General features: G+C 61.9%; 10 protein-coding genes and 1 tRNA gene. 6 read left to right on the top strand and 5 right to left on the bottom strand.

From position 1 onward, the window contains the following. Positions 1-169: 169 nt before the first annotated feature. From dapA to BLR26_RS23635, 6 genes are all read left to right on the top strand, one after another. Positions 170-1,048: a 4-hydroxy-tetrahydrodipicolinate synthase gene (dapA, locus tag BLR26_RS23660; RefSeq protein ID WP_093386329.1), complete on the top strand. Its 879-nt coding sequence runs from the start codon at positions 170-172 to the stop codon at positions 1,046-1,048. Positions 1,049-1,065: 17 nt separating this feature from the next. Continuing rightward, entirely contained in the window at positions 1,066-2,178 is a 1,113-nt protein-coding gene (gene bamC, locus BLR26_RS23655; protein ID WP_093386324.1) for an outer membrane protein assembly factor BamC, read from the top strand. Further along, positions 2,179-2,937: an MBL fold metallo-hydrolase gene (locus BLR26_RS23650; protein ID WP_093386320.1), complete on the top strand. Its 759-nt coding sequence runs from the start codon at positions 2,179-2,181 to the stop codon at positions 2,935-2,937. 27 nt (positions 2,938-2,964) lie between these two features. After that, positions 2,965-3,675: a phosphoribosylaminoimidazolesuccinocarboxamide synthase gene (gene purC, locus BLR26_RS23645; RefSeq protein ID WP_093386315.1), complete on the top strand. Its 711-nt coding sequence runs from the start codon at positions 2,965-2,967 to the stop codon at positions 3,673-3,675. 93 nt (positions 3,676-3,768) lie between these two features. Further along, positions 3,769-3,858 (top strand) — tRNA-Ser (locus BLR26_RS23640). Positions 3,859-3,990: 132 nt separating this feature from the next. Then, entirely contained in the window at positions 3,991-4,560 is a 570-nt protein-coding gene (locus tag BLR26_RS23635; protein ID WP_093386310.1) for a DJ-1/PfpI family protein, read from the top strand. A gap of 18 nt (positions 4,561-4,578) precedes the next feature. Here BLR26_RS23635 and BLR26_RS23630 read toward each other — a convergent pair whose 3' ends face one another. From BLR26_RS23630 to BLR26_RS23610, 5 genes are all read right to left on the bottom strand, one after another. Further along, the gene (locus BLR26_RS23630; protein ID WP_371128656.1) at positions 4,579-7,143 is read right to left on the bottom strand and encodes a fimbria/pilus outer membrane usher protein; all 2,565 of its coding nucleotides are present in this window, start codon (positions 7,141-7,143) and stop codon (positions 4,579-4,581) included. An 84-nt stretch (positions 7,144-7,227) separates the two neighbouring features. Further along, entirely contained in the window at positions 7,228-7,971 is a 744-nt protein-coding gene (locus tag BLR26_RS23625) for a fimbrial biogenesis chaperone (RefSeq protein WP_093386305.1), read from the bottom strand. 87 nt (positions 7,972-8,058) lie between these two features. After that, positions 8,059-8,655, bottom strand: a complete 597-nt coding sequence (locus BLR26_RS23620; protein ID WP_093387664.1) for a fimbrial protein — start codon at positions 8,653-8,655, stop codon at positions 8,059-8,061. A gap of 170 nt (positions 8,656-8,825) precedes the next feature. Beyond that, positions 8,826-9,473, bottom strand: coding sequence for a response regulator (locus BLR26_RS23615; protein ID WP_093386301.1), 648 nt, complete (start codon positions 9,471-9,473; stop codon positions 8,826-8,828). 71 nt (positions 9,474-9,544) lie between these two features. Beyond that, positions 9,545-12,775, bottom strand: coding sequence for a hybrid sensor histidine kinase/response regulator (locus BLR26_RS23610; RefSeq protein ID WP_093386296.1), 3,231 nt, complete (start codon positions 12,773-12,775; stop codon positions 9,545-9,547). Positions 12,776-12,783 lie beyond the last annotated feature (8 nt).

Raw genomic sequence — 12,783 nt, 5'->3', positions numbered from 1 at the left:
GCTGGCTACGCGCATTGTCGGCAGCCCGGCGGGCCACTATGTACCGATCAAAGACAGAAGGGTAGCGAAAATGGCCGCCGAGGGGAATGCTCCGCCCGCCTGCTTCGCTTGTGCAAGGCCGATGGCGCCAGTACCATTACCGCTCTCTTTTTCCGGCAGGAGCAGTTTCATGATTGCGGGCAGTATGGTGGCATTGGTCACACCCATGGATGCACAAGGGCGTCTTGATTGGGACAGCCTCAGCAAACTCGTGGACTTCCACCTGGAAAACGGCACCCACGCCATCGTTGCCGTCGGTACTACCGGCGAGTCGGCGACCCTGGATGTCAATGAGCACATTGAAGTCATCAAGGCGGTGGTCAAGCAGGTCAATGGCCGTATCCCGGTGATCGCCGGCACCGGCGCCAACTCCACCAGCGAAGCCGTGCACCTGACCCGCAACGCCAAGGAAGCCGGCGCCGATGCCTGCCTGCTGGTGGTGCCGTACTACAACAAGCCGACCCAGGAAGGCCTGTACCAGCACTTCAAGCACATTGCCGAAGCCGTCGACATCCCGCAGATTCTCTACAACGTCCCTGGCCGCACCTCCTGCGACATGCAGGCCGAGACTGTGATCCGTTTGTCGACTGTGCCGAACATCATCGGCATCAAAGAGGCCACCGGCGACCTCAAGCGCGCCAAGGCCATCCTTGACGGCGTCAGCAAGGACTTCATCGTCCTGTCCGGCGATGACCCGACCGCTGTCGAGCTGATCCTGCTGGGCGGCAAGGGCAACATCTCGGTTACCGCCAACGTCGCCCCGCGAGAAATGGCCGATCTGTGCGAAGCCGCCCTTGAGGGCAATGCCCAGAAGGCTCGCGCAATCAACGAACAACTGATGCCGCTGCACAAGGACCTGTTCATCGAAGCCAACCCGATTCCGGTGAAGTGGGCTTTGGTTGAAATGGGCCTGATGCACAAGGGCATCCGCCTGCCACTGACCTGGCTGAGCGAATCCTGTCACGATACGGTACGCCAGGCGATGCGCCAGTGCGGCCTGAAGTTTTAATTGAGGACGTACACCGCATGAAGCGATTGGCTGGTCTTTCCGCCCTTGCCTTGATCATCTCCAGTACCAGCGGTTGCGGCTGGCTCTGGGGCGAAGAGGGTTACTTCCGTGACCGTGGCAGCGATTATCTGGAGGCCACCCAGAAGCCGCCAATGCAGCTGCCACCGGACGTCAGCAGCGCCAAGCGGCTCGACCCGCTGCTGCCGATCCCGCGCAACGTCGCCGACGACAACGTCAAGGGCGAATTCGAAGTGCCGCGTCCGCTGCCGTTGAACGCCGCAGCCGACATCAGCGATTTCAGCCTGCAGAAGAGCGGCAGCTCGCGTTGGGTGCTGGCCCAGCGCTCGCCGGCCGAAGTCTGGCCGGTGGCCCGTCAGTTCTTTGAAGACAACGGCTTCCGGATTGCCGAAGAGCGTCCGCAAACCGGTGAGTTCAACACCACCTGGCAGCGGTTCGACGAACTCTCGGCGTCCATGGCCAAGCGCCTGGGCAGTGCCTCGAGCAGCAGCGACAACGAAGTCCGTGCGCGCATCCGCATCGAGCCGGGCGTGCAGCGCAACACCAGTGAAGTCTACGTCGTGACCGTCGAACGCCCGGCCGGCAGCACTGCCGAGCAGGAATTCCCGGCACGTTCGGCCAACACCGGTGTTGACGCCATCCTGGTCGACGAAATGCTCGCCAGCATGACCCGCAGCGCCGAGAAGGGCGGTTCGGTGTCGTTGCTTGCCGCCCGCGACTTCGATACCCCGAGCCGCGTCAGCCTCAGCGAAGACGGCAGCGGCAACCCGGTACTGAACCTGGGCGCCGACCTCGATCGCGCCTGGTCTAGCGTTGGCCGTGCCCTGGAGCAGGGCGAATGGCGCGTTGAAGACATCAACCGCAGCCTGGGCCTGTACTACATCAACCTTGCCGAGAAAGCCGAGACCAAAGAGCAGCCAGGCTTCTTCAGCCGCCTGTTCGGCAGTGCGCCGAGCAAGGAAGAGCGTGAAGCCCGTGCCGAGCGCTACCAGGTTCGCCTGAGCAAGGTGGGCGAAAGCGTCCAGGTCACCGTCGAGAAGAACATCAACACCGTGGCCCCGGCAGACGTTGCCCGCCGCGTGCTGAGCGTGATTCAGGACAACCTGGGTTAAGTGCGCTTCGCCGTACTTGGAAGTGGAAGCCAGGGAAATGGCACGCTGATCGCCAGTGGCAATACCTTGCTGCTGGTCGATTGCGGCTTTTCCCTGCGTGAAACCGAGCGGCGCCTGGCGCTGCTCGGCGTTTCTGCGGCGCAATTGAGCGCGGTGCTGGTCACCCACGAACATGCCGACCACGTGCATGGGGTCGGGTTGCTGTCGCGGCGCTACAATGTACCGGTCTACCTCAGCCGCGGCACCTTGCGCGGCATGCGCAAGCCGGTCGAGGCCGCAGGCTTCCTGGCCGCCAACGACACCTTGCAGCTGGGCGACCTGAGCGTTACCGCCGTCGGCGTCACTCACGACGCGCTGGAGCCGCTGCAGTACGTGTTTGGCGATGGCAGCCGGCGTTTTGGCGTGCTGACCGACCTGGGCTCGTATGATGCGGCCCTGCTCAGCAGCTACCAGGGCCTGGACGCCCTGCTGATCGAGGCCAACCACTGTCGCGACTTGCTCGGACGCGGGCCGTACCCGATGTTTTTGAAGCAGCGGGTGGGTGGCGACTACGGACATTTGAACAACCATCAGGCCGCGCGCCTGGTGTCGGAGCTGGACTGGCAGAACCTGCAACACCTGGTGCTGGCCCATCTCAGCAGCAAGAACAACCAGCCACAGCTGGCCCGGCAATGCTTCGTCGATACCCTCGGCTGCGACCCGGACTGGCTGCAAGTGGCCAATCAGGATTCCGGGCTCGACTGGCGTGAAATCGCCTAGCCCATCATTTAGCAAGCGGAGCCCATCATGGAAAAACGTGAAGAACTCTACCGCGGCAAAGCCAAGTCGGTTTACAAGACCGACGACGCTGACCGCTTGATCCTGCTGTTTCGCAACGACACCTCGGCGTTCGACGGCAAGCGCATCGAACAGCTCGACCGCAAGGGCATGGTGAACAACAAGTTCAACGCCTTCATCATGCAAAAGCTTGAAGAAGCCGGCATTGCGACCCAGTTCGACAAGCTGCTGGGCGACAACGAATGCCTGGTCAAGAAGCTCGACATGATCCCGGTCGAATGCGTCGTGCGTAACTACGCCGCCGGCAGCCTGGTCAAGCGCCTGGGCGTCGAAGAAGGCATGAAGCTCACCCCGCACACCTTCGAGCTGTTCCTCAAGGACGACGCCAAGGGCGACCCGTTCATCAACGAATCCCACGTCGTGGCCTTCGGTTGGGGCACCGCCGAGCAACTGGCGAAGATGAAAGAGCTGTCGCTCAAGGTCAACGACGTGCTGAACAAACTGTTCGACGACGCTGGCCTGCTGCTGGTCGACTTCAAGCTTGAGTTCGGCGTATTCCACGGCGAGATCGTCCTGGGTGACGAATTCAGCCCGGACGGCTGCCGCCTGTGGGACAAAGAAACCCGCAAGAAAATGGACAAGGACCGCTTCCGCCAGGGTCTGGGCGACGTTATCGAAGCCTACGAAGAAGTTGCCAAACGCCTGGGCGTGCCGCTGTAACTGGCAAGTTCACGCAAGCGCCTGATACCACGCGAATTTTTTTCGCAAACAGGCTTTGCCTTTCGGCAAACTGCTGGTATCATGCGCGCCACTGGAGAGATGCCGGAGTGGCCGAACGGGACGGATTCGAAATCCGTTGTACTGGCAACAGTACCTAGGGTTCAAATCCCTATCTCTCCGCCATATGCAGTAAAGAAAAGCCCCCGCAAACATTTATGTTTGTGGGGGCTTTTTCGTTTCTGCGCGTAATAGCCGCCGGAGACAAGGGGTTGTTCGCCGCATCATGGTCTCGGAATTCAAGGAGGATTCGAACAAATGGCACGCATAGCTTTGGTTCTGACACCTGGTTTTGCTGATTGGGAATATGCCTTTATTGCAGGAACCGCATCACCGTTTTACGGTATCGACCTTGGTTTTTTCACCCCTGTTCCAGGGCAATTCCTCTCGCAGGGAGGATTGGCGGTCACGCTCGATAGCAGTCTGGAACAATGCCTGGACTGGAAACCAGATGTTGCCGTCATCGTCGGGGGACAGCTCTGGGAACACGCAGATGCTCCAGATATTGGGGACTTTCTTCGTGCCAGCCGAGACGCTGGGGCAACGATCGCCGGAATATGTGGAGGAACGCTGGCGCTGGCGAGGGCTGACCTTCTCAATACGATGCCTCACACCTCGAACAGCGTGGATTTCCTCAAACAACATGCCGCAAGTTATAAAGGCGAGGCTCTTTATCAAGACTGTTCAGGCACCATGGTTGCAGACCGGATCATAACTGCGCCAGGCCCTGCACCTGTCAGCTTCACCTGTGCAGTATTTGAAGCTGCGGGTTTATCTGCCGAGGCGGTTTCTCAGTTCAGATCAATGTTGGCCGCTGAACATGAGTAAACCACTTGGCCCTGGTGATTACGGCCTGCACACCAAGCGCTGACGCTCATAGTTCAGCGCCTTGTCCCGCTCCGGCAGGCTATACGGCGCTGTGCACTGGCGCTCGCCCCACTTGATGGTCAGGCTGCCCTGGTCTTCTTCCAGCAACACCAGCGCCTTGCCGTTGGGGTCGGAAATTGCCAGTTGTTTGCCGCTGGCGTCTTCCAGCGAGGCGCCGAACGGGATCATCGCGCCCTGTTCGTCGAACAGCTCGAACTGCACCCGCCGCCCGCTCTTGCCGGTGTAGCGGGCCACTACCACGGCGCCGCGGCGCGGTACCAGTTGCTGGGTGGCGTTGTCGATTTCGATGTCGCCGCCCAGTTCGCGGGTGTCCAGGCTGATCCAGTTGACCCGGTATGGTTGCGCGTTGGGGATCACCGCGTAGCCGTTGCGCCCGGTTTCGACGCCGCTGTAGCTGCTGATCTTGGCGCCCTTGACGCCCGGCACCTGGGCCAGGGCGAAGGTTTCGCCGACGGTCTGGCCGAGGTTGATACCACCTTGGTGAGCAACCACCGAGCCCGATACGTTGAGGTTCTGCGAGTCGTAGCCGCGGCCCTGGCTGTAGCCCAGGGTGATGTCGGCCACCGAGGTGCGGGTGTTGAGGTTGGCCGAGGCGGAGTTGCCGCCGGAGCTGCTGTTGCCGCCCTGGACCGAATAGAAGGTGTCGCTGGTTTCGGACAGGTAGCCGTTGACGCCAACCTGGGTGCTGTCGCCGCCTTTTTGTGTGCTGGTGGTGATGAACGCACGCGGCGCCCGGGCGCGGCTGCCCAGCGGGAAGGACACCGAGAGGTTGAACTGAGTATCGCTGCTTGAGCCGCCGTAGCCGTCGCCCAAATCCTTGGTGCGGGTGACGCCGAGGTTGTAGCTGGCTTCGCCCCAGTTGTTGCTGTAGCCGGCCGAAAAGCTCTGCGAACCGCCGCGGTTCCAGTAGCGCTGGTCGCTGGCGTTGACGTACAGGCTGCCCAGTTCGCGGTTGCGGCCCATGCTCTGGTTGATGGTCAGGTCGGTGCGGGTCTTGGAGTTGCCTGGGCGCCGCTCCAGGTCGCTGCTCAAATCCTGGACATGGTCGGTCAGGGTGCGGAAACCTTCGGTGGAGTAGCGGTACGCGGCCAGGGTGAAGTTGGTGTCGGTGCCGGTGAAGGTCTTGGCGTAGAGGGCACGCACACTGTTGCCCTGGGTGGTTTGCCCCAGTGCGCGGCTGCTCGAATGGGTGACGTCGAACGACACCGCGCCCAGCGAAGTGTTCTTGCCGGCGCCCAGCGACAGCGCCTTGTAGTTGTCGCTGGCCTGTACACCGATGATCCCGGTGAGGCTGCTGCTGATACCGTAGGCCAGGGTGCTGCTGAGGATGTTCGGGGTGGCCATGCCGTCGGTGTTGCTGTTGAACTGGCCGGCCGAGACGCTGTATTTGACCTGGCCTTCACGGACCATGATCGGCAGGCTGGAGAACGCCTGGGTGGTCACCCGACGGCGGCCGTCAGCCTCGACGATAGTGATTTGCAGGTCGCCGTTGGAGCCGGACGGGTAGATGTCGCTGATCTCGAACGGCCCTGGCGGCACGCTGGCGGTGTACAGGATGTAGTTGTTCTGGCGGATCTCGACGGTGGCGTTGGTTTGCGCCACGCCACGGATGATCGGCGCGTAGCCGCGTTCGCTGTCGGCGCGCATGCCTTCGTCGGAGGCAAGCTTCACACCGCGATAGCGCACGCTGTCGAACAGGTCGGTGTCACTGAAGATATCCCCGGCGCTGAACTGGCCCTTGATGGCCGTGACGTCATGCTGCAGGTAGCTGCGGTTGCTCTTGAAGGTGCTCGGGCGACCGGTGCTGCTGGTGAAGTTCGACTCGTTACGCAAGCGCCAGGCACCGAGGTTGATGCCGTTGCGCAGGCCGAGGTTATTGGCGATGCGCGTGTCGGCATCGCCGGCGCTGCGGCTGCTGTTGTACTGGTAGTTGATGAACGCCGCCGGCACACCGTCATCCCACAGCGCCGGGTCGACGTAGCCACGGATACCGCGCTGCATTGCCACTTGCGGCACGCTGGCCGCCAGTTGCAGGCGCGCGGCGTCATAGCGCAGGCTGGCCTGGTCGATCAGGCTGGGCAGGTCGTAGCAGCTTTGCGGGGTGTCCGGGTCGAACTTGCCCTGGGCCTGCAGTTTGTTCAGGTCGATGCCTAGCTGTTGCAGCAACTCCAGGGTCAGGCACGGTTCGACGCGGCCGGTGGCCGGGTTGCGGTTGAAATCGATGTCACGCCGGCCCACCAGCACTTCGTTGCTGTACAGGTCGACCCGGTAGTTGCCCGGCAACACGCTGTTGGCCGACAGCAGCAGTTGCAGGTCGACCGACGAAGGTGCGCCTTGCAGGAAGGTGGTGTTGAAGGCTTCCAGTTGTTGCGCATCGCCGGTGTCCTGCGCGGCCAGCACCGGCATCGCGCCAAGCACGGCCAGCGACAGGGCACTCAACTTCCACAGACGGGCAGTTGCAGACGGAGCGCACGCACGTTGGCCGGCGCAATGAGTTGGCCTGTTACCGGAAGATAAAGACATGCGAAGGAACCTTGTATCCCGAATAACGACTGGGCGCGGCGAGGGGCGCAGTTACGCGCAGGCTTAACGCCTGGGCATTAACCGTTATTGTTTGCCCGGCGCTTGGGCAGCGGTACTTGCCTGGCCGCTGGACAGTGTCGTGGTGTATTGGTTTTGCGCACCGTAATCGTTGATGCTGGAAAAACTCAGGCGCACGTTGTTATCGCTACCCAGGGTTTTAACCGGAAATGTCTTTACTTCACCCGGCGCGACCATGGTTGAGTCCGCTGCCAGTTCGCTAAGTTTGCCCGCCTCAAGTTTTATATCCGCCATCGAGACGTGATAAAGGCTCGGGTTATTGACCTGCAGCAGGGTCTTGCCGCTGTGGCGCAGCAGTTGCCATTGCAGTTCGGTCGGCGCCATAAGGGCATTGCCAGGCAAGCCTGCGGGGCGGAAGAAAATCTTGATGCGCTGGCGCACGGCCAGTTGCAGGGTGTTGGCGGCGGCGGCGGCCTGAGGGATTTCCTGGACGTTGAGCCAGACCACCGACTCTTTGTCCGCAGGCATCCCGTCACCTTCGTACAGCACCCGCAGCAACTGCTGTTCACGGGCGAACACCCGTGCCAGTGGCGGGGTTACGGCAAAGGGCACGCTGCGCTGGGCATCGCTGTCGTCGACCCAGGATTGAATCAGCACGTCCTGGTTGCCATTGCGCACGTTGACGTTGGCTTCCTTGTGGTTGCCATCAAAGACAATCCGCGTGGCACTCAGCGAAATACTGGCCATGGCCTGGCCGGCCATGAGCATGCCGAGCAGCCCCAGGCATGCGGGAATAGAACGACGCAACATGGTCTGTACCGTTTGATTCAGGGGTTTTGCTTCAGGGCCAATGGCGAGGCCGGGCGGCCTCGCACAAAGCAGTTCAGGCGCTACGACTTATTCGTATTGCAGGATGAACGGCAGGGTGGCGTCACCGCGACCGGCGGTGGCAGTGCCCGCTGCGCCAGTGGTGACGTAGGCGGCGGAGAAGTTGAGGATCGCGTCGCCACCGGCAGCGCCGGTACCGTGCATGTCGCTCTGGATCATGGCGGTGGTTTTCGAGCTCAGGTCGATCAGCGCGCCGTTGCTGTCGAGCAGGGCGATACCGACGTTGGCTGCAGTGCCGGTGCCTTTGGTCAGGGCCAGGACTTTCTTGCCGGTGACCAGGCCCGAACCGCCGCTGGCGGCGTCAAAGATCATCGAGACTTTGGTGCCCAGGTTGCAGTTGACGTTGAGGTTGAAGTCTTTACCGGTGACACGGCCCGAGGACGGGCTTTCAGCGGTGCCCATGTCCTTGATCGATACAGTGCCCATGTCCACGGAGATCACGCGATCAGCGTTGGCGCCGTCAACCGAGCAGGCGTCGTTGTTGATCACGCCGGTGAAGGTGATCTTGCCGCTGCCACCTTGAACAGGCGTCGTTTCTGCTGCCAGGGCAGCGCCGGACGCTGCAAGTACGGACAGAGTGATAAGGGCCAGGGAGAACTTCTTCATGGTGATGTCCATTTGTATTGGTTGGAAAGTGCTGCATGAAAATGCCAATACACAATAGAACGGGGGGTGTTTGCCGAACATCAGACGATTCTTATAAGGTCTGAGCCCAGGTGGGGCGGGCGTTCTGGCAACAAAGTCTTTATCGGTTCCTGACCTTGTTGCCCGGAAACTTAGTTAAAGATACTGCGCTCCAGGCAATAAGCCAGTAAGTCCTGGTCGCTATTAACATCAAGTTTGCGCATGGCCGAAATCTTTTGCGCGCTGATGGTCTTGGCACTTCGGTTCTGGCTGCGGGCAATATCACTGACACTTTTACCAGCGACAAACAGTCGCAGTATTTCAAACTCTTTGGGTGACAGTGTGGCAAACCGGTCCTCGATCGCCGCGGTGGTTTCGATGACCGAGGTTTTTGCAGGTTCCAGGCTGCGGTACTGGCTTTGCTGGGCCACGGCCTTGAGCGCCAACTGGATTTCGGTGTGCAACTGGCTCTTCTGGATCACCCCGACCACGCCCAGCTCATGCAGGCGGGTGAGAATCAGGTGGTTGGAGATCATCGTCAGGATCAACACCTGCAAATGCGGAAAGTGCCGCTTCAGGTAATCGACCAGTTTCAGGCCGTCGCCATAGGGCGAATCGGCCGGCATGTTGTAGTCGGTGATCACCAGGTCCACCGGTTGCTGTTCGAGCAGATCGATCAGGCCTTTTGAGCACACGGCTTCGCCGACCACGCAAAAACGTTCGTCACGTTCTACCAGTTCGCGCACACCGAGCAGCACGATCGGGTGATCGTCCGCGATGATGACTTTGAGTTTGTCCATAGTGGCTGTCCGTAGTACCGGTATAGAAGGTTAGGGGGTGTCCATACGGCCGCAGGTAAGCCTGATTGTTGTTACTCGAGCGCATCCACAACAGCGGCAAGCCGGCTCAGTATCTGCTGCACTTCAAGGCGCAGGGAAGCATCGATTGTCCCGCCTGCCAGGCGGCACTCAAGCGCCGTACAGTGCTCGGCCAGGTCGCTGGCCTGTACCGCGCCCAGGGCGCCGGCGATGCTGTGCAGCCTTTGGGCGACGATTCTAGCGTCACTTTGCTCCAGCGCGCAGCGGATCAGTTGCAGGTCATCGCGCATGGTGGTGATGAACAGCGGGCGCATCCGCTCTGAAAGCTGCAGGCTATCGGTGGCCGGGACGGCGGCGGGGGCGGTGAGGGTGTCTGGCTCGACCCGCGTTGCTGCATTCTGCAAGGCCGGGCGGCAGAGCTTGAGCAGGTGGCCGCGCAGGGTCTGCAGGCTCAGCGGCTTGACGATCCAGGCGTTCATGCCGACGGCGATGCAGCGCATGCCCTCTTCGCGCATGGCGTTGGCAGTGACGCCGATGATCGGCAGCTGCGGGTCATGCTCGCGCAGGGTGCGGGCCAGCTCATAGCCGTTCATGACCGGCATGTTGACGTCGGTCAGCACCAGGTCAAAGACCTCGGGCTGCCACAGGTGCAGGGCCTGTTCGCCGTTGCTGGCGACCACCGCGGTGCAGCCCAGGGCCTCGAGCTGTTCCTTGATGATCGCCTGGTTGATCGGGTTGTCTTCGGCCACCAGGATGCGCAGTTGCAGGTTGTCGGCCTGCTGTTGCGCGGCCTGCTGCGATGCCTGCGGCGCGCCCAGGCGGGCCATGCCCACCGCGTCGGCGATGGCGCGCAGGTTGTGAAGGTCGACATTCCAGCCCTGCCCGGTGTATTCCGGCGGGTTGCGCCCACCGGCCGTGCACAGCACCCGTGGCCCCGGCCAGGCTGGGGCGTTGGTCGCCGGCAAGGCATCGACCAGTACCGCCGGCGCATGCTTGGCTTCCAGTGGCTGGGGGGCCAGGGCGGCGTGTACGCCGAGGCGGACAAGCCAGTCGACCAGCGATTGCGCCAGCTCCTGTACCGGGGCGCGCACGTAAACCGGAATCGACGCGGCTGCAACTGGTGCGCTGCTTAGGGTTTGGCCTGCCAGCACCGGCAAGCTCATGCGCAGGGCAAAACTGCTGCCCAGCCCCGGTTCGCTGACCACTTTCAGTTGCCCACCCATCATTTCGCTAAGCCACCAGCAGATCGGCAGGCCCAGGCCTGCGCCACCTTCGCTGCAGGCGTCCTGCACCTGGTAGAACAGCTCGAACAGCTTGGCCTGCTGCGCCGTGGAGATGCCGATGCCGGTGTCGGTGACCTGCCACTCCAGGTTGACCTTGTCATCTTCTCGCGCCAGCACCCGGGTGCGCAGGACCACGCGCCCGGTGTCGGTGAATTTGATGGCATTGCTCAACAGGTTGTTGAGGATCTGCCGAATGCGCATCGGGTCGCCGAGCAGGCGCTCGGGCAGCGCGGCGTCGGTGCAGGCATAGAGCTGCAGGCCCTTGCGCTGGGCGAAGGCGGCATAGGTGTGCAGGGTGTCTTCGATCAGGTCCAAGGGGCAGAACTCGATGGACTCGATCGCCATCTGCCCGGACTCGATCTTCGACACGTCGAGCACGTCGCTGATCAGCTGGAACAAAGTAGCCGACGAGCGCTGGATGGTCTGCAGGTATTCCTGCTGGCGCGGCTCCAGGCGAGTCAGGCCGAGCAGTTCGAGGGTGCCGAGCACGCCGTACAGCGGGGTGCGGATTTCATGGCTCATGGTCGCCAGGAACAGGGTCTTGGCTTCGTTGGCGGCATCGGCGGCGCGCCGCGCTTCTTCCAGGGCCGTGGCATCTTCAATATGCCGGGTGACGTCGTTGAAGGCATACAGGCGCACATCCTGGCCCTGGTAGCGGGTCGAGACAAACCCCACCTGCAGGTGCCGGCCGTCGATTTCCAGGTAAGTTTCACCCGTCTCGCCCTGGTCGGTGCGCCGCTCCAGGGCGCTGATCAGCTTGGCGCTGCCCGGCGACTGCTGGGCCCGCTGGTTTTCCACCAGCACCTGGTTGTCGGCGCGGCGCACCACGCACAGGCCGGTGGGCGCGGTATCGATTACCACGCGGCTGAAGGCTTCGCTTTCGGCGATGCTGGCATGCGCCTGGCGCGCCGGCAGGATCACCTGGCGGCGGTACCAGCGGTTGGCACCCCAGCCCATGGCGACCAGCGCGAGCAGCGCGGCGCCAAGGCTGCTCAGCGGCCACAGGGCATAGCGAAAGAAGCTGCGGTAGTTGAGGGCATAGACTGCCGTCCACGCCGGTCCATTGTGGTTGACCAGCTTGAACACCAGGCCTTCGGGCTTGAAGTTGATCCCCTCATGCAGCGGCGATTCTGGCCACAACGCGCCAATCAGCACCTGGCCGGAAGGCGCCACCAGGGTGAAGTGGTCATAGATCGACCATTCCATGGTGCGTTCGTAGTCATTGGCCTGGGACAAATCGAGGATGCTGGCGATCATCACCCGGGTGTCGGCGCCCTTGATGTGGATTTCGTCCGCGGCCAGCTGGATGCCGATGTACGCCAGCATGCGCGCCGGGCCCGGGCTGGCGGCGCTTGGGCCATAGTGCTGCCAGCAGACTTCACCTTCGCGCAGCAACTGATGGTCGCGCGGCAGGCGATCGATCACGCTACGGATCATGTCGATGAAGCTTTCGTTGTGCGGTACGGTCTTGGCCCCTGCATGGCCTGCGGCCGGCACGGTGATGTCGAAGTTGCCGTGCTGGTTGAACAGGAACACATGCGGCGACTGGTAGTGCGAGGTCGACCAGAACGTGCTGTAAAAGGTCGCCAGGTGCACGCCAAGGGAGAAAATCTTGGCGTGTTCGCTGGCGGCGATTTTCTCTGGGTCGATTTTGGCGCTGAAGGGCATGGAGTAGGAAAACTCCTGGCCCTGGTAAATATTCGGGCCTTCTTCCGGCAAGGCTTTGAGCAAGCGCACCTGGGCATTCTCGTCCTTGAGCAACTCGCCCTGATGGCTGCGCTGGGCCAGGCTGCGCAAGAACACTTCCTGCTCGCGGATGTTTTCCATCAGCCGGGCAAAGTGAAAGCGCACGGTGTCGTGCTGCTCCTCGATCAGGCGCTGAAACGACCAGTAGCTGGTGCCGACCAACAGTAAAGCCAGGCCAAGCAACACCATCATCCCTTTGTTCAGACGCAACGAACTGCGGGTGAGATTTTCCAGCAGGGCGTTGTCGTGCTTCATCAGGAGCT

Origin of the sequence: Pseudomonas sp. UC 17F4 (assembly GCF_900101695.1) — a bacterium.
Taxonomy (GTDB): Bacteria; Pseudomonadota; Gammaproteobacteria; order Pseudomonadales; family Pseudomonadaceae; genus Aquipseudomonas.
Note: the sequence above shows the minus strand (reverse complement) of the source record. Positions and strands in the feature narration are given on the sequence as shown.